The organism is Thermoflexibacter ruber (genome assembly GCF_900113045.1).
In the GTDB taxonomy this organism is placed as follows: Bacteria; Bacteroidota; Bacteroidia; order Cytophagales; family Thermoflexibacteraceae; genus Thermoflexibacter; species Thermoflexibacter ruber.
The window spans coordinates 1-19,922 of sequence record NZ_FONY01000056.1 but is presented as its reverse complement, the minus strand read 5'-3'; the positions used below and the strand labels follow the sequence as shown (position 1 = coordinate 19,922).

Below are 19,922 nucleotides of genomic sequence, written 5' to 3'. Positions count from 1 at the left end.
CAATTGCAAGCATGTCACCCTGACAAGGAAAAGATTTATGTGATTTGTGATAATGCACGATATTACAAAAATAAGCACTTACAAGAAAAATTGGCAAGTAGCAGGATAAAACAGCTTTTCTTGCCTGCTTACTTGCCTAATCTTAATCTAATTGAAAGATTATGGAAATTTATGCGTAAAAAGGTCATTGATACTTGTTTTTATAGGAAGTTTCAAGATTTCAAGGAAAAGGTCTGTGAGTTTTTTACCCATATTGCCCAATATAAGCAGGAATTAGAAACCTTAATTTCTTGGAATTTTCATATCCCTAAAACCAAAACCAATTTTTATTGAGTATAACAATAACTCTCCTCTTAGAAAGGCTAACTTTTTACTAAGTATAAGTGCTTCATCTATATATTGCCTTCCCTTCTGAGGCTCAGAAGTCATATACAAGGAAGCTAAATTGGCTAAAATTAGCACTTTATTGGTATCAGCCTTTGCTATTTTAAGCAAAAATTCAAGACTATCTACTTTTCGTTGCTGAGCTATACCCTGAAAACAAAAAGTGAAAAGTAGTATCGCAATTAGTATATGGTTTCTAAGGTAATACAATATAAAGGAAAACTCATGTATGCATTAGCTTTAATACCTCTCTGTTTGTAGCTACGATATGTGCTACATCTTCAGAGGAAAGGGCATTGGATACAAAAAGGCTCTCGAACTGAGAAGGGGCTAAATATACTCCCCTTTGCAACATTTCTCTAAAATACTTTCCAAAAAAGGCTAAGTTGCTACTCTTAGCTGTAGTAAAGTCATAGACCTCATTCTCTGTGAAAAACAAAGTGAACATAGAGCCTACTTGGTTAATCGTATAGTTAAGGCTTAGCTCTTTGAGTACGCCCTTGATACCACTGACTATTTGAGAAGTAATCACTTCCAAATCAGTATAGATTTGCGGGTTTTCATTAAGTATTTTTAACATCGCTAATCCCGCAGACATAGCAACAGGGTTGCCCGAGAGTGTCCCTGCTTGATATACTTTCCCCATAGGAGCTACCCAGTCCATGATTTCCTTTTTGCCACCATAAGCTCCCACAGGCAGTCCACCACCAATAATTTTTCCCAAAGTAGTCAAGTCAGGTCTTATCCCAAACCGCTCCTGCGCTCCCCCTTTGGCTAACCTAAATCCCGTCATTACCTCATCAAAAATCAATACAATACCATTTTGCGTGCATAAGTTTCTTAATCCTTGCAAAAAGCCCTCTTTAGGAGGTACACAGCCCATGTTGCCTACTACAGGTTCCACAATGATAGCTGCTACCTGATTGGGGTTGGCTTCTATCAAGGCTTTGACCGCTTCTAAGTCATTAAAAGGAGCCGTCAAAGTATCCAAAGCCACCCCAGTCGTAACTCCTGCACTATCAGGCACACCCATAGTAACTGCTCCGCTGCCTGCCGCTATAAGAAAAGAATCTCCATGCCCATGATAACAGCCCTCAAATTTGATGATTTTAGGTTTGCCTGTGTAACCTCTTGCCACGCGAATCGCTGACATACACGCCTCAGTACCAGAGTTTACCATGCGTACTTTCTCTATGGAAGGTATCATTTGTATAATGAGTTCTGCCATTTCCACTTCTTTTGCCGTAGGCGCACCAAAAGAAAAGGAGTTCTTAGCAGCTTGGAGAATCGCCTCCTCTATAGCAGGGTGAGCATGTCCCAAAATCATAGGTCCCCATGAGTTGATGAGTTCTATGTACTGATTGCCGTCTTCGTCAAAAATATATGCTCCTTTTGCTGATTTGATAAAGATGGGATTGCCTCCTACTGCTTTGAAGGCTCGCACAGGCGAGTTTACCCCACCGGGAATAAAATTTTTAGCTTTTTCAAAAAGAGATTGGCTTTGGATAGTAGTAGTTTTTATGCCTAACATGTAGTTCTAATTTGATTTTTTTACAAAGTTATCATTTATTTCCGATGAGCAAAGAAATATTTACTTCACGCCAAAAACCAACTGCTATGTATGTAGTACCTAATACCTCAATAATTACCTGCAAAAGGTTATCTTTTCTGCATCATGCTAATAAAATCGTCAAATAAATATCGTGAGTCATGAGGTCCGGGTGCTGCTTCTGGGTGATACTGAACAGAGAAAGCATTTTTATTTTTTAGTTTGATGCCCTCTACGGTATGGTCATTGAGGTTGATATGAGTAAGCATTACTTCCTCATTTTTCTTAACATCTTCTATGCTCACACTAAAGCCGTGGTTTTGAGAGGTTATCTCACATCTGCCTGTAATTAGATTTTTCACAGGATGGTTCAACCCTCTGTGTCCATGGTGCATCTTAAAAGTAGGAATACCACATGCCAACGCCAAAAGCTGATGCCCTAAACAGATACCAAAAAGAGGAATATTGGTTTCAAGCATTTTCTTTACTGTTTCTATGGCATAAGTCATTACAGCAGGGTCGCCCGGTCCGTTGGAAATAAAGAAGCCCTCAGGATTCCATTCCATAATTTCCCCAAAAGAGGTATGAGCGGGAAAAACCTTGCAGTAGCACCCACGACTTGTTAGCTGCTTCAAAATGTTCGTTTTGATACCGTAATCCATGACTGCCACCTTGAAAGGAGCAGTAGGCTCGCCCACATAGTAGGGTTCTTTTGTACTTACGCTGCTTGCAAGTTCTAAGCCATTCATATTAGGCACTTCTGCTAAAACAGAACGCAAAGTTTGCGGGTCAGTATATTCAGTAGAAATAACTGCATTCATAGCACCCTTGCTTCTAACATGTCTTACCAAAGCACGCGTATCTAAGTTACTGATGCCAATGATACCTGCTTTTTCCAAGTACTTTTGCAAAGATTCTTGAGCGCGATTTCTTGAATAAATATCAGAAAAAGTCTTGACAATCAAGCCGCTTATCTTTACACTTGCTGACTCTACCTCCTCGGGCAATATGCCATAGTTGCCAATGTGTGCCGTAGTATTTAGTACTATTTGCCCGTAATAGGAAGGGTCAGTGTAGATTTCTTGGTAGCCTGTCATACCTGTATTAAAGCATAACTCTCCGCCGGTAGTTCCTGGTTTTCCTATGGACAAGCCTTTGAAAAATGTTCCATCCTCGAGTAATAAAACAGCTTCTTTGCGTGGGATATAAGTCATTGTCTTTTGCTAAATTTTAATTTTTTTAGTGAAAAACGTAGGTGTACATTCAAAATTTGGCAAAGTTAGGGCTTTAAATTGTAAAAGTTCAATAATAAGCAAATTGTTATATAAAAATTTTATAACTATTTAGGTAGTCCTTAATTGCACAGTGAGCAGAGAGTCAAAAGATAGATTCAGGATACTCTTTTCAAACATAGCCGATGGATTATCAAAGAACGATAATAATGCAAGTTAGTATTTTTTGCCGATAAAAGAAAAGCGAGGTATGTTTAATTTATATGAAGTTTTGGGAAGCCAACAGCGAATCACTATGTTGGAGTTTGAGAAAGAGAAGCTAAGGTCTTATTTGGGCGTAGGCGCTGAGTGAGGGTAACAGGTTTATATTTTCCTTAGTTGTTCTCCTGCTTGCCTCTAAGGTCTTAGTCTTGAAAGTACATAAGTTTGACAAAGTTTTATTCCCTTTGTCAAACTTAGTTTTAGGGCTTAATTAGGAATGATGCTTTTCTGAACAATTATTTTCTTGGTTTCTACTAACTTACCTTTCTTAAAAATCTGTAAGATGTAGATACCATCAGGAAGATTAGATACATCTAAGTTTAGTTCTCCTCCCATACTCCTTCCAGATTTGACTAATTTACCCAAAGCTGTGAATAGCTTGATGGTAAACTCTTCTTTTTCTAAACCCTCCTCTGTACTTCTTCCAGAATCACTAAAATTGGTTGATAAAGTTGTATTTCCGCAAGGGATAACAGAGGATTCTACCCTCAATTGTTCATTGGCAGGGTTAGGGTAAGCTGAGTAAGAGGAACAACCACCCCCGCCTCCACCTGGAGAACAGCTAATAGAGGTTGTTTTGAATGCTGGACTGCCTCCTGCATCACAACCGTTAGCTACCCTCACGCCTACTGAGCCATTCGTAGAGCCTGCTATCAAGGTCAGAAAGCGTGTACCTTGTCCCTCTACATAAGTCCAATTTGAGGGGTAAATCCATTGGTAATTGGTAGCTCCAGGCAAATCAGGGGCAGAATAATAAACCCTTGTCCAACAAACAGCCTCATTAGGTCCCGTTACAGGGTAATCAGAACTGCTGAAGCCCCCGCCACCATTGGTAGTGGCGGTAATCGTAGTTGCCCCACAGCCGCTATCATAACTCACAGAAACAGTACAGTTAAGGCAAGTAGTCCCTGTCCTACGCACTCTTACCCGATTAGTCCCCTGCCCACTGATGATTTGGAGATTAGGGTTGTTAGTTGCCTAAGTGTAGGTAGCAGAAGTAATCTGAGGAATAGAAAACTCCGTTTCTGCACTTTCTGGAGTACAATTGATAAGTGTGCCTCCTATGGCAATGCTTTGGGCTGGAATACAAGTGCTATTACAACTTACAAGTGCATGAGGGCGATTCTCCATCTCATTCACCATCCACTGCCCATTGCGATGAGTGAAAGGGAAATTTGCATGGGACTCATTATTAATTGTAGCTCCAAATCTTACAAATTGCTCTTGTGCAATAAAACGACTAAATCTCGATGGATTGCCAGAAGGAGCAATGCCATTGATGTACTGTGCAGTAAGGCTGGCATCATTAAAACTGAGAACATCTAAAGCACTGGGTGTAGGGATAAAACAAAACTCTTGTTCTGCTGTAGAAGTAAATCTTGCATCTACAAATGCAGACCACCAGCCTCTTGCCATACTACTGTTGGGTAAATTACCTGTAAAACTTGCAGATGGGTAAGTTCCACCTGGTGCTCCATCATAAGAGGAAATATTCGGTGGATTATTCACAGAGATATTACTTACTGTTACATTGATATTGATGATACTTAGAATCTTGTAGTCAAACCAGACCTTAAAAGATAGGATGCGCTTGACCTCTCCAAGACTTGGCAAGGCATTTACTATGATTTCTGTTCTCACCTTATTGTTGCTTTGGAAGGGGGTAGGAGAAATAAAAAACTGTCCTTCACTCCTAATAAGTTCCCTATAGGGTTCAAAGAGGCGAATACCACATTCTGAACCTAAACTAATTGCGGCAATGCGATAAGGCGTAGTGAGATTGACCATGTTCCTGTAATCACCCGCCAAGAAGGAGTTATAAAATACCCCTCCCTGTAGAAAAGCGGCGCGTACCATGAGCATCTGCTGAGTAGCGGGGGCAGAGGCAATTCTCCCTAAGTCCCTAAGCTGAACATTCATATCTCCTGCTGTTCCCCCAAACCAAGGCAGGCGGACAGAAGCGGCGGCAAGAGCCAAGTGCTGTAAACCCAAAGGGGAGTTTGCTCCATGATGCGGGCTATCCAAAGTAAGTAGTAGCCTTGTTTGGGTATTTTGTCCATTCCGCACCATCTGAGCCAAGCCGTAGCGAGCTACTAAACCTCCCATGCTATAGCCTAAGACCACATTGGGTTCAGTACCTTGCTTCACCGAATTGACCCAAGCAATGACCTCTTGTAACAATAAGGCATTTTTGCGAATGTCATCAGCTCCATTGTTAAAATCCAAGAATACCAAATCATAGCCCTGCATCCCACTATTCCCCTGATTATCCAAAGCATCATTCAAGTCAAAGCCTAATTCTTGACCTCCCAATCTATTAATAATGTTAATTAAACTTCTTTGACTAAAATTTCTTTGCTGTGTAGGAGCAATGCCATGCACATCATAGCCCTCTACTATAATTAAGGGTTTGCGAATGCGTCTGGGCTGGGAGGGGTTAAACTGGCTATACTGCACATAGACATTGCCGCCTGCGTGCAGGGAAGGATTGGTGAAAGGCACAGGAGGCTCAAATCTATCTTCTTCATACCTACAATTAGCACAATAGGCTTTTTTTACCTCAAAGCTAAACTTTATTTCTTGGTAATTGCCGTTTAAACCAAAGCGTACCCTGATGGTTTTAGTACCTGTAGTAGTGTAGCGCACTGTAATCGGCTCATCTAACTCAAAATACCTATCATAGAGACCATCTCCAAAATCTACAATGAGTTGGGTATGAAAAGTACCAGCAGGAATGGGTATATTTCCAAAAATATGTTCCCTTTTGAAAATGAAGCTTACTTGCCCATTATCCGTATAGCTACGCACAGGAACAGCTACAAAAAGGTTTTTCTCCTCATAGGGATTAATCCACTGCCCGCTTCCGCTCCAGTTGCCCCCTGTATCGTAGATTTGGTCATTTTGTATCCTCAATCGCCCTAAGGAAACGGCATTGTCTATGATTTTATGATAGTTAGCCACTATCATAGCTACACTGACTTGACTGAGATTGCGCTCTGCTCCCTCAAGCCTTTGTAGCACTGTACTACCTGCCAGAGCAGGATGAGTACCTCCCCTAATCCAGGAGGAGTACCAAGTTGCATAAGCCATTTGTAGGAAAGAAAGGTCTATTTGGGTAGGACGATTAGAAAAGGAATTGCCATCAAAAGGTGCAATGTCCACCAAAGGAGTGGCATATTCTGCCAAAAAGCCTGAAGGAATGCGTGTAGCGGACTTATCTATAGGAGCGAAAACATGATTCAGACGCACTCGCAACAGCGAATCGCTATTCTGAGCATAGACAAAAGCATAAGATAAGATAAGATAAGATAAGATAAGGAATCTCAACTTACCTTTGTTTATCTTGCTTGTGAACTTTAAAATTTCTTGCATAAAATTAATGTTTTTATTTGGAATTGAAAAAATAAATTTAATTATAAATTACATCAAATCTTCCTTGACTTACTACTACCTCAGGGGGGCAGTTGGGTTTTGAATCTTTGAGTTGTAAAGTAAACTCAAAAGTAGCCGCCATGATACGATTGCCTAACTTAGTAAATACAATAGTCCCCTTACAGCGACTATTTACCCAATCATAACTACAACCTTTGTGGGCAGGAAAAGGAAGATTATTCTTAGAATAGCTCCATGATACCCTTGCTTTTGCTTGTGGGTTATCGGAATCAAAGGAATATACTATCCCTTCGTAAGGAGGAATGTCCATCTGAATTGTTACTCCTTGTGCTATTTCTATACCTGCTGAATCGGTATATCTATCCGCCCAGATAATCATTCCTCCTCTCTCTACTCCATTAGAGTCTAAAAAAGCTGAAGTTCTTGCGGCAAGTACAGTAGTATTTGTTTTAGTAAAAGGCACAAACAGTTTTCCATTAATCAGACAGCCAAAGGTATTTTTCCCTTCTTGGGTCGCAGGGGGCAGCTCGGTCAGGTCTTTTTTCTCACATCCATACAAGGTCAGTAAGATGCTCAACAAGAGAAACATCTTACTTTTTTTCAAGTAAATCATCATTGTTTTTCGGATTTTTTTGAATGAAATAATAAAAAAATAGGTCTGAGTAAGGCTACTTTGAGGAGAAGAGGAATAATAAAAAATAATCTGTCTGTGAGCAGAGAGTCAAAAGATAGATTCAGGATACTCTTTTCAAACATAGCCGATGGATTATCAAAGAACGATAATAATGCAAGTTAGTATTTTTTGCCGATAAAAGAAAAGCGAGGTATGTTTAATTTATATGAAGTTTTGGGAAGCCAACAGCGAATCACTATGTTGGAGTTTGAGAAAGAGAAGCTAAGGTCTTATTTGGGCGTAGGGGCAGAGTAAAAGAGGTGGTTTATATTTTCCTTAGCCGCTCTCCTGCTTGTTCTAATATCCCATCATCTTTGGCAAAGCAGAAGCGAAGGATTTTGTAATCATTTTTTTGGTGATAAAATACAGAAACAGGAATCGAAGCTACACCTATTTCCTTCGTCAAGCGAATAGCTAAATCATAATCATTTTCCTCTGAAATGCCTGAGTAAGAAACTGTTTGGAAGAAACTCCCTTCTGCGGGAGTATAGGTAAAGCGAGTAGATTGGATACAACTTAAAAACTTATCGCGCTTTTTCTGATAAAAATCAGGTATTGCCAAATAGTTTTCTGGTTTTTTCAGGAAATCAGCCAAAGCGTATTGCATAGGGGTACTTGTAGCAAAAGTAATCCACTGATGCGCCTTGCGAAACTCTACACTCAAATCTTTGGGTGCAAGACAATAGCCGATTTTCCAGCCTGTGATATGAAAGGTTTTTCCAAAAGAACCGCAAATAAAAGTTCGCTCTTGCAAGGTAGGGTGCATCATCAGCGAAATGTGCGGTCTGCCATCAAAAGTAATATGCTCGTAAACTTCATCACTAATGATAAAAATATTGGTATCTCGCACTATCTCAGCCAAGTAGTTTAAGTCGCTCATACTAAGCATTTTTCCAGTAGGATTATGAGGGGTATTGAGCATGATAAGGCGAGTTTGAGGGGTAATTTTTTGCTTGACTACTTCCCAATCTATTTGATAATGAGGAGGCTTAAGCGTAATGTAAACAAGTATGCCCCCATTAAGTTCTACAGAAGGTGCGTAGCTATCATAAGCAGGTTCAAAAACAATCACCTCATCGTTTGGGCGCACTACGGCAGTGATAGCCGCATACAAAGCCTCTGTTGCCCCTGACACCACTGTAACCTCATTCTCAGGATGATAATTGACTTTATACAAGTCAGCAGTTTTCTCAGCAATCGCTTCTTTTAGCGCAGGAACACCTGCCATAGGAGCGTATTGGTTATGCCCTTTTTTGAGATGAAAACTGACTAAATCAATGAGTTCTGGGGAGCAGTTGAAACTTGGGAAACCCTGTGCCAAGTTCAATGCCCCCATATCCGTCGCAAGTTTGGACATGACCGTAAAGATAGTCGTTCCTACATGAGGTTGCTTAGATTTTACCTGAATCATTGGCTATAAGATTTGGTCTAAATTTCCTCCGCCAGCAGTTTATCTATAAAAATATTGAACTCTTCTACAAATTTTTCATAATAAACCCCTGTTCCTGGTCCATTGAAACCTGTATGAATCTTGCGGACTCGTCCTTTTTTATCTATAAAAATCGTGGTAGGGAAAGCCAATACATGGTTTAGCATAGGCAAGGTAGCCGCTGCTGCCGCTTTGTTATAAGTCCCTGCTACGAGCAGGTCGTACCCTATTTCAAATCGGGCTTTCATTTTTTCCAAGCGTTTTTTAGCTTCGTTAAACTCAGGATTGCGTTCATAAGCCAATCCAACAATAGCAATATTTTTAGCTTTATTGCTTTGATAGTACTTTGCTAAAAAGGCTGTTTCGTCCATGCAGTTAGGACACCAAGAGCCAAGCATCTGCACGATGATCACTTTTCCCTTGTATTTCTCATCGTCTAAACTTACTAAATTACCATTGAGGTCTGGGAAGGAAAAGTTGATGCGGTCATAGCCTGCTTTCAAGAAAGTGAGTGAATCTGGATTAGGGAGTGAGGCATTAGGATTTCGGCGTGCTACCCATTTTACATTGTAGGCACTTCCAGACCAGAAACGACCTTCCATAGTGTTTTCATCTGCAATTTTGGCTTTGAACAAAAAAGCATGTTCGCCGTCAAAGCAAGAAAGGTTTAGGGCATCTCCATCTACATTACCCGCTAAAAAGCGATAATCTCCTGTAACTGTAAGAAAAGTACCTTCCAAATCTTTTCCATTTAGGGCAAAAATGCCCACTGCCTTGGTTGTATCTCCATTTTCTTCTATGAAATCTACTGTCCACTTGTCAGAAATATCAGCTAAAGGATTGGCAGTAGCTTCTTCAAACCTATGCGTTTTTCCTGCTTCTGCACTGATGGGTAGGCGAATCGTTTTATCAGGAAAATGCTTGATGTACTCGCCTGTTAATTTATTGCCATCTGTTTTCCCTACTATCTCACAATCAAAGATGTGCATAAAAATCTTAACAGAATCATTTACATAGTTGATTTCGTTGAGAGCTAATTTTTCTTTGCCATTGACCAAGTAAATGAGTTGGGAATCCCCTTGATTCAGCACTTCAAAGTTGAAAGGCAATTCTTGATTTTGCATAGTAATTACCGCTCTCCATTTGCCTTCGGAGAGTTTATTCACTTGTGCAATTTCAGAGCAAGAACTTACAATAAGCAATGAAAAAGAGATAAATAGTGCAAAAAGTAATTGTTTGTGCATGATAGTATTAGGATTAAAATAATGAAAATTATTTATTTCTTTTTGAAACTGTATGGGCAGTGGCGACAGCCGTTTTTGCAGCAATAGCCTCTTTTTTTAAGATAGTTCGCCGTAAATACCCAAAATCCATTTTCTATATAATAATCTACTCCCTCTACCAAAGGTTCTAAAGGAGCAGATTTTAATATAGGTTTTTTCATAAAAATAAAGATTTGCCAAAATCTTAGAAATTTCAGCAAATCTACTTTTTTTCTTTGAATTATAAAATTTTCAAAAGAGAGGTTAATGATGCACTCCGCCGTGTCCATGCACGTGTCCATGCGCCAACTCCTCAGGTTGAGCCTGACGAAGATGAATTACTTTTCCTGTAAAGTGCAAAGGCTTACCCGCCATAGGATGATTGAAGTCCATGAGTACGCTATCTTGGAAAATTTGTACTACTCTTGCACGCATCGTATTACCTTCCTGGTCCATTAAAGGAACATAATTTCCTACTTTCAAAATTCCAAAATCAATAACGCCATCTACTTTGAATATATCTATGGGCAAATGTGTAACTGCTTCATCGTCAAATGCTCCGTATCCTTCCTCAGCAGGAATAGAAAAAGTAAAATCATTGCCGACTTCCAAACCTGCTAACTCCTCCTCGAAGCGAGGAATCATAGAGCCAACTCCATATAAAAATACAAGAGGGTTGTTCTCGTCTGCCACTTCCACCAATACTTTTTGACCGTTTTCATCGTCTGTTTGTAGTTCATAAGTAACTGTAACTACCTTATTTGGAGAGATTTTCATAAAAAACTTGAATAAATAATGTAAACAATATAAAAAGGTAAAACCTCAAAGGCTGCTCACCTTTGAGGTTTTAGCTTCGTAAAATTAGAAAGAATTTTAGAAAATAGAGTGCGGTCACCAAATTATTTTTAGTTCTCTGTATCATTCCATCCAAATTTGACCAATTCATCAGCTATTTCTCTCGTATTAGATAGACGCGGGACTTTATTCTGCCCCCCTAACTTCCCCTTTGATTTCATGTAATTGATAAAAGCATCTTGGGGCAGAGAAGTGATTTTCAACGTCCTTAAAATATTTCCAGCAATCAAGTCATTATAATAGCTATTCAATTCGCACATCTTTCTGTCCAAATCTGCTGCAAATTTCTCCATGTCATTGGGCAATTTGGCAAAAGCTATCAACCATTCGTGATGCGGCAAACCCTCAGTAGGCGTAACTTGGGGGGCTACAGTGAACTCGTTGATTTCTACCTCTTTATGCTGTTCCATAGCGTATTTCATCGCCTTTTCTACCTCCTCGCCTATCACGTGTTCCCCAAAAGCAGAAATAAAATGCTTGATACGCCCACTGACAATGATACGATATGGATTTTTAGAAACAAACTTAATCGTATCTCCAATAGAATATGCCCAAAGTCCTGCATTCGAACTCAACACTAAGGCGTAGTTTACCCCTAACTCTACCTCTTCAATGGTCAATCTTCTTGGCTTTTCCTTGAAATATTCGTCCGCAGGAATAAACTCATAAAACATTCCATTGTTAAGTAGTAAAAGCAAACCTTGGGCATGTTGCGAGTCTTGGTAAGCAAAGAAACCTTCGGAAGCAGGATAAGTTTCTATGGAATCTATGGGCTTGCCTATGGATTCAAAGAGTTTTGCCCGATAAGGCTCAAAATTGACCCCCCCGTAAACAAAAACAGAAAAATTAGGGAATACCTCTTTGATGGGCATACCTGTACGAGCCTGAATCCTATCAAAGTACATCTGCACCCAAGGAGGAATTCCTGAAATCAAAGACATATCTTGCGTAAGTGTTTCATCTATAATCTTTTCCAACTTATCTTCCCAATCTTCTATGCAATTGGTCGCATAGCTTGGCATTTGATTGCTCCGCAAATAAGCAGGGACATGATGATTGACTATTCCCGACAGCCTACCCGTTAAAATACCATTTTTGGTATCTAAGACAGGACTTCCTGAAAGGAAAATGAGTTTTTTATCTAAAAATTGACTATTTCCTGTTTCATGTATATAAGACAACAAAGCATCTCTGGCACTATTGATATGATAAGGGATTGATTCTTTGGAGATAGGAATATATTTCGTTCCCGAAGTCGTGCCTGAGGTCTTGGCAAAATAAATAGGCTTACCTTTCCAAAGTACATCTCGCCAGCCTTCTATTACCCACTCTATATAAGTTTTGAGGTCTTCATAGTCCCGCACAGGTACGCGCTCTTGAAAATCCTGATAGGTACGAATATTTTGAAAATCATGGTCTTTGCCAAACATAGTTTCTTTGGCATTTTTTATAAGATATTGAAAGACTTTTTTCTGCGTTTCCGCAGGTTTATTTGCCCAAGCATTGCGCCGAGCAACTACCCAAGAGGCAAAAGGCTTACTTAAAATAGAGCGAAACATAAGATATTATTCATTCGTGCAAATTAGTGCAATTCGTGGCTAAAATTTATAGCATTGAACTTCGTGCAAATTAGTGCAATTCGTGGCTAAAAATCACCATCTCTTTTTCACTAAACAAAAATAAGCGTTGCTTTTGACAAAGCACCTTTTTTGCCTTATTTTTCCATTGTTCAGGGAGTGGAAGGATTCTTTCTGTAGTAAGATAAAGGTGTAGAAAGCGAATAGTATTGTTTTCTAAAAAATACACTTCCTCATTAAAAAAATTGAACTGCTCAATCCCTCTCGTTAGGGTAATTTTCCTTTTAAAGTTTCCCAAATTGTCAAAAATCAAAATTCCCGTATATCTGTCGTTGAGGAAAAGTTGGTTCTGATACTCACACAGATAGTTTATATCATAGTTGTTTTCTACAAAAAGCAAATCTAAGGGAGTTTTTAATACAATTTGATTAAAGTTTTTATTGAATTTCTTGATAGCAAAGTCCACATCGTCCAAAATCCAAAGTTGGTTGTCAGCAGAAAGATTGGCAAGACGCACAAAGCCAATGTTTTCATTCTCAAACTTATAGTTTTCTATAGGTGTGAGAAAGCGATTGAGCAAAGTGTAAGACTGCAAATCTCGATAAAAAGCAAAAAGTCTGACTGTATTTCTCGCTTCAAAAAGGCTCACTTCCGCAATAGTAGGAGGCGAGTAAACCAAGAGTTTTCGCCCTAAAGAATCAAACTGATGAATTACGCCATCTTTTTCTACCACATATATATTACCATACCTATCCTGAGCTACTTGGGCGATTGTATTAAAACTTTGCTGTCCAAGTAGTTGGAAGTCTTGCGCAAAAGCTATGCAACTCCAAAAATAGAATATGAGTAGAAATATTTGTAGTTTCATAAAAACATTAAGCAATAGGAGAGCATAAAGTCTATACTTTGTTATTATGTGCAAAAGTAGCAAAAATATAGCCAAGGGTAGCATGGAATTTGAAAGTGAAGTAAGCAAACAAAGTTTTGGAAAGTATGTGTACACTGAGGGAGTTTTTTAGAAAATGTAGCTAAATTGTATTAGAACTTTAAAAGGTTTTTTATAATTTTACCAACTGAAATTACTCAGTAGAAAAAAGAAAGTTAGTATTTTTCTGAAAATTTGTTATTATTACCTCCTAATATTTCTGACTGGCAATCTTTTATTTTTGCTTGTGTGCATCAACTTTACGATGAGAAAATTCTCTTTTTTGTTATTTTTACACTTATTTCTTTCTACTTATGTGTCATTATTGGCACAGAATAAAGCTACCATTGAGCAACTTCAACAAGCCTACAACTCTGCCACCTCCGACACAGCTAAAATGTTGAGATTGATAGACATAGCCTTTCAATACTACTCCTCCAAGCCAGATACTACTATCCAGCTTGCCCAAGCCGCTTTCCAAAGAGCCAATGACATAGGTTTTATCAAGGGAATGGCATGGGCATCAAATAGAACTGGGGTAGGTTATTACTTGAAAGGAGAGTACCCCACAGCTTTGGAATATTACCAACAAGCCTTACCACTTTTCCAAAAAATCAATGAGAAAAAAGGGATAGCGGCTACTTTGAATGGTATTGGCATCATCTATCGCAATCAAGGCGACGAGTCCAAAGCCTTAGAAGCCCTACAGCAAGTAGTCAAAATCCAAGAGGAAATCAATGATAAAAAAGGTTTAGCGACGGTACTGACCAATATAGGACTTACTTACCAATATCAGGGAGATGATGACCTTGCTATCCAATACTACCAGCGTGGCTTAGATTTGTACAGTATCTTAGGTGATAAGCGAGGTATTGCCAATACTTTGCAAGATATTAGCAGGATTTACAAAAATAAAAGGGAGTACGCCAAAGCTTCTGAAGGCTATCAGCAAGGACTATTACTCTATGAGGAAATTGGCGATAGACAAGGAATCGCCATTAGTTTGAACTATATGGCAGAAATCGCTCAAATTCAGAAAGACCATGAAAAGGCGATTGAATTGTATGAGCAGAGCAGGAAAGTAAGCGAAGAAATGCACTACAAATTGGGTGTATTAGAGGCTTTGAATGGCTTAGCTTTGGCTTACCGAGAGCAGGGGCAGATAGAAAAAAGCATTAGTCATGCTCAAAATGCCCTCCAATTAGCCCAAGAAATTAAAAACCCTAAAGAAATCATTGCTGCAGGGCAGAGCCTTTATCTTAGCTACAAGCAAAAAAAGCAATACGCTGAGGCATTGGCATACTTAGAAATTTTTAAACAAACCGAAGATAGCCTTTTCAATATCGAGAAAGCTACTGCCTTGACCAAACTTGAAAATAAGTCTATCATAGAGAAAAAAGATTTGCAAATAAAGCAACAAATACAAGAAAAGAAACTACAACAATATTGGAACTATATAATTACTGCAGGTTTCCTAATAGCACTTTTGGCTGTATTTTTTGTATGGAGATTGCGAAAAAAAGAAAAAGAAGCCAAAGACCAGTTGGCAAACCAAAAAGAAGAAATACAAAGAAACTTGGAAATGATTGACCTACAGAGAAATGACCTTCATCTTAAAAATAATGCTATCCTTGCTTCTATCAACTATGCTCGTCGTATTCAGTTAGCCTTACTTCCAGAACTACAAATCTTGCGAAATGAAGTAGCAGATGTTTTACTCTACTATTTGCCTAAGGACATCGTTTCAGGCGATTTTTATTGGCTTTCAAAAATTAGTGATAAAGGACTTATCTTGGCAGTAGCAGACTGCACGGGGCATGGTGTACCCGGTGCTTTCATGACAGTGATTGGGCATAATCTTTTAGACCAAATCATCAATAAAGACAATATTTTCTCTCCCGCACAGATTCTCAAAGAACTGAATACAAGACTGCTCCATACCTTGATGCCAAGTGTTACCAGCGAAACCGTCTATGACGGAATGAATATAGCTCTGATAAACTTAAACATTGATAAACAAGAACTTACATTTGCAGGCGCAAAACGTCCACTTTGGATTTTTGAGCAAGGGAAAGAAATCCTTACAGAGTACAAAGGCGACAAGTTCCCTATTGGGAATGGTATTCTTGGAGAAAAAATCTTTACTGAAAGGAAAATTTTTATCAATAAAACAGATGTACTCTATTTATTTACAGATGGTTATGCTGACCAGTTTGGTGTAGAAGGCAAGTTTACTATCAAAAAATTTAGAAATCTGCTCCAAGAAATTCACAACAAAAATTTTAGTACACAAACAAAGATTTTGCAGCAAACCTTACAAGATTGGAAGGGACAGGATAAACAAACAGATGACATATTAGTCATGGCAATCAGGGTATAAGCAAAAATTACTAAATTACTACACCTAATTCCTTTCCAAAAAAGCAAAGAAAATGCTAACTTGCATCAAAAACGTATTTGAGCAGTGAATCATAACCCAACAAATAAAAATTACTACCTCCTGCCCCTTTTTATTGCTGTCTTGGCATACCTTGTTTTCCAAGGGATTAACTTGCTATGGAACAAAGCTAAGCCTGCGGAAGTGTGGGCTTTAATCCCCGAAAGTGCCGTACTTGCCTTAGAGATTCCTGATGCAGCACAACTTTGGCAAAATTCCTCTTCCTTTTCTATTTGGAAAAACCTCAACGAAACAAACTATTTTGGTAAAATGGGGCAGAGAACTGCCCTGCTCGACTCCTTGCTTCTTAATGGCATAGATGTAACCCAATACCTGCATGACAAGGAAATCGTGATGAGTATGCACATAGTTGCTAAGGGAGAGTTGGATTATGTGTTTTTTGTTCCTGTCAATAATGGGGAAAACAATTTTGCCGCTCAGGTCATCAAGGCATTAGACGAGCGTAAGCATTTCTTTTTTGATAAGCGTGAATATCAGGGAGTTACTATCTACGAAGTTTCCCAGTCCAAGCAGGTTTTCTCTTATATTTTTTATAAAAACTACTTTATCGGAAGTTTTACGCCTTTTTTGGTAGAAGATGTGATTAGAAATGTCAGTGGAGCAAATAAAAATAACTTCCTTACTCTCAATGAGTCAGCCTTTCAATTTGAAAAAATCAAACAAGGCGATGGCAATCTCTACTTGAATCCTTTGCGAATGGCAGACTTGGTATATCTATTTGCTAATCAGCCATATCACTTAGCCAAAGATAGTTTTTTAGCCAAACTCAGCCCTGCTATAGTTGCTAATTGGACGCTTCAAGACGATAATCTGCAAGTGAAAGGGTATGCTTCTGCGGAAGAGATAAGAAAATATAACCATTATTTGTCTGTTTTTCAGGAGCAAAGACCTGTAGAATTGGGCAGTTTGCTCAATTTTATTCCCAAACGCACTGCCTTGTTTTATAGGCTGAGTTTTGACCACAGCGAAAAATTTTACGAATCCCTGCAAAACTATTGGGCAAAAAATGATACACTTACTTACCTCGCTTCGGATAGCCTTGATAATCAGTACGCTTTTAATAGCAAAGACTTTTACGAAAGTTTGAAAGGGGAAATAGCGATGGCTACTTTGGAATCTCTGGACGATAGCGAAGTGGACAAATTGATTTTTGCAAAAGTCAAAAATCCTACGGATATACTTAAGCGCATGAATCGCTTGGCGGAGAATAGTATTGTAAATAAGCAAGATAGCTTAGTTTTTGAAAACTATGGAAAATTAAAAATCGTGCAAATCAACCTCGCAGAACTTCCTCATAAACTTTTTGGCAAACCTTTCCAAGGATTTCCTTACAGTTATTTTACTCTGGTCAATGACTACTTGGTAATGGGGAATAGCTTTAAAGCCATAAGACATTTGCTCGATGACATTGGGAATGAGCAGGTCTGGGCGAAACTGGACAAACATAAAAAAATGTTGGCTGTGCTAAACAAAGAAGCAAACTTTACTTTGATTATCAATAATTTACGTTGTTGGAATATATTGAAAAGCAACCTGAATAGCACTTGGCAGATAGACGCAGAACGCTATCAAAGAAACATTCTTCGCTTTGAGTTTTTGACCTATCAGGCTCATTTACAAAACGGTGTCTATGCCAATTCCTTGAACTTACTCCATAGAAAACAAAACTCACTAAAGAAAGGAGCAAAAAGTTCTGAGGTCTTGCTATTTAAAACTAACTTTGATAATGCTTTGATTACCAAGCCTTTCATAGTCAGGAATCATACAGACAGAAGTAGAGAGGTAATAGTACAGGACAAGGCAAACAATTTGTGCTTGATTTCTGCTCAGGGGAAAAAACTTTGGGAACTGAATATGGGGGGGGAAATAGTCAAAGAAATCTATCAAGTAGATATGCTCAACAATGAAAAATTGCAGTATTTGGTCAGCACCAAACAGAAAATTTATGTGATAGACCGTTTAGGGAGAATCTTAGCAAATTTCCCGATTACCTATGATTTTGAGCAGCCTATTGAGCATTTGGGCTTGATAGATTACGATAAAACTAAGACCTACCGTTTTGGTGTTTCTGATTTTCAGGGCAACATTTATCTTTTTTCTAAAGATGGAAAAATTTTAAGTGGCTGGCAACCAAGACGTTTGATGTATCCTTTGACTCAGCCCCCTTTCCACATACGCATAGGGGCGCAAGACTGTATCATTGGCATACAGCGCAACGGGGTCGTCAATGCTTTCAAACGCAATGGAGAAATTTATGGAGGTTTCCCCATGACTTTTGAAAATACCAATATTTTTAGCCCCGTGTATGTGCAGTACGGGACTTTGCTCTCCAATACTTTGCTCATTGTGCTTTCTTCCAAAGGAGATTTGATAAAAGTAAACTTGCTTGGGCAAGTAGTAAGTCGTGAAAGTTTTGCCAGAGATGAAACCGAAACCTACTACCAGCTTTGTATAGACGAGGAAGATGGACAAGATTGGATAATAGCACGCCAAAGTGGAAACACAGTCAGCATTTTAGGCAAAGATGGGAAATTGCTTTTTGAAAAAAACTACCCTAATACTTCTAATAAAACCGTACAGTATTTCAACTTTGGAACGAACATAGAAATCTTTGCGATTACAGACAAAGAAGCGAAAAAAACACATTTGTATTACTTGAACGGTGAAAGCATTTCAGAAAAGCCCTTAGACAGCGAGCATGAGGTAAGTATTATTTATTCAGAGCTTTATGAGAAAATTATTATCAATAAATGCTTTAAAAATGAGGTACAACAGTTGAGTTTTTTAAGAAATTAGCATTTTAAATTTTTACCCCAAAAATCAATACATCGTCTATTTGTGGGTGCTTGCCTTTCCACTCTTCAAACGTTTTGTCTAAAATTTCCTTTTGCTCACTCATGGGTAGCAAGGCAAGAGAAGCAAGCAGTTCTCTTAGCCGTCTTACCATAAATTTCCTATTTTCTGCTCCTCCAAACTGGTCTTGGAAACCATCTGAACATAGGTAAAAAATAGTTTGCTGATTGCTTGTTGTTTGTTGTTGGTTAATTCCAGATTCCAGATTTTTCATTCCTAATTGTATGGTATGTTTCGTAAAAATTCTTTCCTCCTCGCTTTGCAAACCGCCAATAGATTTTTTATCTGCCTTAATCTCAAAAAATTGATTGTCTTGAATGTAGTAAAAAGGATTCATCGCTCCAGCATATTCTAATATCTTTTCTTCTTTGTCTATCACGCAGATAGCGATGTCCATACCGTCCCTATTGGCTGTTTCGTCTTGCTTGAGTGCGTAGCGAATACCCTTATGCAGTTGGTTCAAAATCAGTTCGGGTGAAGTAATGTGATGCACATTGACGATTTGGTTGAGCAATTCGTTGCCTATCAAACTCATAAATGCACCAGGCACCCCATGCCCCGTACAGTCCGCTGCCACAATCACAATTTTGTTTTCTTTTTTACTCTCTAAGATTCTATGGCTCATCCCCAATTCGTAGCTTTCTATGCTCATATCTTGGAACCAATAGAAATCACCAGAAACAATGTCTTTGGGCTTAAAAAGAATGAAATAACCGATTGTGCTAGTTTGGAATTTTCAGTAAAAAAGGTTATCTCTAAGGTGCAACCATAAAAAGAGATAACCTATGCACCAAATCGCAATTGATTCAGTATTCAAAGATAATATAAAAGAGTTAAATTTATCAGATTTTCTGACCCTTACTTTTTTCATTATAGATGAAATTTACAAAGAAGTCGGTCAGTTAGTTGAACGTTCGGGACCTAAACCAACTTTTTCGGATAGTGAAGTGATTTGTCTAAATCTTGTCGGTCAAATGGTTTGCGATTCTGAGAAGGCTTGGTATAAAATAGTCAAGAAGAACTACTTAGCATTATTTCCTAAACTTTTGGAACGTAGTCGTTTTCACCGAA

Annotated in this window: 15 protein-coding genes and 1 pseudogene; 4 read left to right on the top strand and 12 right to left on the bottom strand. The window is 38.6% G+C overall.

Annotated elements, in window-relative coordinates; all coding sequences use genetic code 11:
* Positions 1 to 333, top strand: a 333-nt coding sequence (locus BM141_RS20320; protein ID WP_177217479.1) for a transposase, incomplete at its 5' end; no start/stop codon positions are given.
* A gap of 274 nt (positions 334 to 607) precedes the next feature.
* Here BM141_RS20320 and hemL read toward each other — a convergent pair.
* From hemL to BM141_RS20260, 11 genes are all read right to left on the bottom strand, one after another.
* Positions 608 to 1,915, bottom strand: coding sequence for a glutamate-1-semialdehyde 2,1-aminomutase (hemL, locus tag BM141_RS20310; RefSeq protein WP_091549296.1), 1,308 nt, complete (start codon positions 1,913 to 1,915; stop codon positions 608 to 610).
* 128 nt (positions 1,916 to 2,043) lie between these two features.
* Positions 2,044 to 3,147, bottom strand: coding sequence for a glutamine-hydrolyzing carbamoyl-phosphate synthase small subunit (gene carA, locus BM141_RS20305; protein ID WP_091549295.1), 1,104 nt, complete (start codon positions 3,145 to 3,147; stop codon positions 2,044 to 2,046).
* 486 nt (positions 3,148 to 3,633) lie between these two features.
* The gene (locus BM141_RS20300) at positions 3,634 to 4,347 is read right to left on the bottom strand and encodes a T9SS type A sorting domain-containing protein (RefSeq protein ID WP_177217478.1); all 714 of its coding nucleotides are present in this window, start codon (positions 4,345 to 4,347) and stop codon (positions 3,634 to 3,636) included.
* Between the two features lie 57 nt (positions 4,348 to 4,404).
* Positions 4,405 to 6,798, bottom strand: coding sequence for an alpha/beta hydrolase (locus BM141_RS20295; RefSeq protein WP_091549293.1), 2,394 nt, complete (start codon positions 6,796 to 6,798; stop codon positions 4,405 to 4,407).
* 37 nt (positions 6,799 to 6,835) lie between these two features.
* Positions 6,836 to 7,435, bottom strand: coding sequence for a Riean_0653 family protein (locus tag BM141_RS20290; RefSeq protein ID WP_091549292.1), 600 nt, complete (start codon positions 7,433 to 7,435; stop codon positions 6,836 to 6,838).
* 322 nt (positions 7,436 to 7,757) lie between these two features.
* Positions 7,758 to 8,903: a methionine aminotransferase gene (locus BM141_RS20285; protein ID WP_091549291.1), complete on the bottom strand. Its 1,146-nt coding sequence runs from the start codon at positions 8,901 to 8,903 to the stop codon at positions 7,758 to 7,760.
* 17 nt (positions 8,904 to 8,920) lie between these two features.
* A complete protein-coding gene (locus BM141_RS20280; protein ID WP_091549290.1) occupies positions 8,921 to 10,165 on the bottom strand; it encodes a TlpA disulfide reductase family protein in 1,245 nt (414 codons plus the stop codon).
* A 32-nt stretch (positions 10,166 to 10,197) separates the two neighbouring features.
* Positions 10,198 to 10,365: a C1orf53 family protein gene (locus BM141_RS23195; protein WP_177217477.1), complete on the bottom strand. Its 168-nt coding sequence runs from the start codon at positions 10,363 to 10,365 to the stop codon at positions 10,198 to 10,200.
* 82 nt (positions 10,366 to 10,447) lie between these two features.
* Positions 10,448 to 10,960, bottom strand: a complete 513-nt coding sequence (locus BM141_RS20270) for an FKBP-type peptidyl-prolyl cis-trans isomerase (RefSeq protein WP_091549288.1) — start codon at positions 10,958 to 10,960, stop codon at positions 10,448 to 10,450.
* A gap of 128 nt (positions 10,961 to 11,088) precedes the next feature.
* Positions 11,089 to 12,597, bottom strand: a complete 1,509-nt coding sequence (locus tag BM141_RS20265) for a GH3 auxin-responsive promoter family protein (RefSeq protein WP_091549287.1) — start codon at positions 12,595 to 12,597, stop codon at positions 11,089 to 11,091.
* 70 nt (positions 12,598 to 12,667) lie between these two features.
* Positions 12,668 to 13,483: a hypothetical protein gene (locus tag BM141_RS20260; RefSeq protein WP_091549286.1), complete on the bottom strand. Its 816-nt coding sequence runs from the start codon at positions 13,481 to 13,483 to the stop codon at positions 12,668 to 12,670.
* 322 nt (positions 13,484 to 13,805) lie between these two features.
* Here BM141_RS20260 and BM141_RS20255 point away from each other — a divergent pair, with 322 nt between their 5' ends.
* Both BM141_RS20255 and BM141_RS20250 read left to right on the top strand, forming a co-directional pair.
* On the top strand, positions 13,806 to 15,920 hold the full coding sequence (locus BM141_RS20255) for a tetratricopeptide repeat protein (RefSeq protein WP_091549285.1): 2,115 nt from the start codon (positions 13,806 to 13,808) through the stop codon (positions 15,918 to 15,920).
* An 84-nt stretch (positions 15,921 to 16,004) separates the two neighbouring features.
* Positions 16,005 to 18,794 carry a hypothetical protein gene (locus tag BM141_RS20250; RefSeq protein ID WP_091549284.1) on the top strand — a complete coding sequence of 930 codons (2,790 nt, stop codon included), beginning with the start codon at positions 16,005 to 16,007 and terminating at the stop codon, positions 18,792 to 18,794.
* A gap of 4 nt (positions 18,795 to 18,798) precedes the next feature.
* On the opposite strand, the gene BM141_RS20245 is transcribed toward BM141_RS20250, so the two are convergent.
* Positions 18,799 to 19,503: a PP2C family protein-serine/threonine phosphatase gene (locus tag BM141_RS20245; protein WP_091549283.1), complete on the bottom strand. Its 705-nt coding sequence runs from the start codon at positions 19,501 to 19,503 to the stop codon at positions 18,799 to 18,801.
* 133 nt (positions 19,504 to 19,636) lie between these two features.
* Between BM141_RS20245 and BM141_RS20240 the strand changes: the two are divergent.
* Positions 19,637 to 19,922, top strand: a pseudogene (locus tag BM141_RS20240) (hypothetical protein); the annotation flags it as partial.

Bases quoted from the DNA above. Each gene is read 5' to 3' on its own strand.
- BM141_RS20245 (WP_091549283.1), bottom strand. From the start codon at position 19,503: ATGAGCATAGAAAGCTACGAATTGGGGATGAGCCATAGAATCTTAGAG.
- BM141_RS20265 (WP_091549287.1), bottom strand. From the start codon at position 12,597: ATGTTTCGCTCTATTTTAAGTAAGCCTTTTGCCTCTTGGGTAGTTGCT.
- BM141_RS23195 (WP_177217477.1), bottom strand. From the start codon at position 10,365: ATGAAAAAACCTATATTAAAATCTGCTCCTTTAGAACCTTTGGTAGAG.
- BM141_RS20255 (WP_091549285.1), top strand. From the start codon at position 13,806: ATGAGAAAATTCTCTTTTTTGTTATTTTTACACTTATTTCTTTCTACT.
- hemL (WP_091549296.1), bottom strand. From the start codon at position 1,915: ATGTTAGGCATAAAAACTACTACTATCCAAAGCCAATCTCTTTTTGAA.
- BM141_RS20295 (WP_091549293.1), bottom strand. From the start codon at position 6,798: ATGCAAGAAATTTTAAAGTTCACAAGCAAGATAAACAAAGGTAAGTTG.
- BM141_RS20280 (WP_091549290.1), bottom strand. From the start codon at position 10,165: ATGCACAAACAATTACTTTTTGCACTATTTATCTCTTTTTCATTGCTT.
- carA (WP_091549295.1), bottom strand. From the start codon at position 3,147: ATGACTTATATCCCACGCAAAGAAGCTGTTTTATTACTCGAGGATGGA.
- BM141_RS20285 (WP_091549291.1), bottom strand. From the start codon at position 8,903: ATGATTCAGGTAAAATCTAAGCAACCTCATGTAGGAACGACTATCTTT.
- BM141_RS20260 (WP_091549286.1), bottom strand. From the start codon at position 13,483: ATGAAACTACAAATATTTCTACTCATATTCTATTTTTGGAGTTGCATA.
- BM141_RS20290 (WP_091549292.1), bottom strand. From the start codon at position 7,435: ATGATGATTTACTTGAAAAAAAGTAAGATGTTTCTCTTGTTGAGCATC.
- BM141_RS20270 (WP_091549288.1), bottom strand. From the start codon at position 10,960: ATGAAAATCTCTCCAAATAAGGTAGTTACAGTTACTTATGAACTACAA.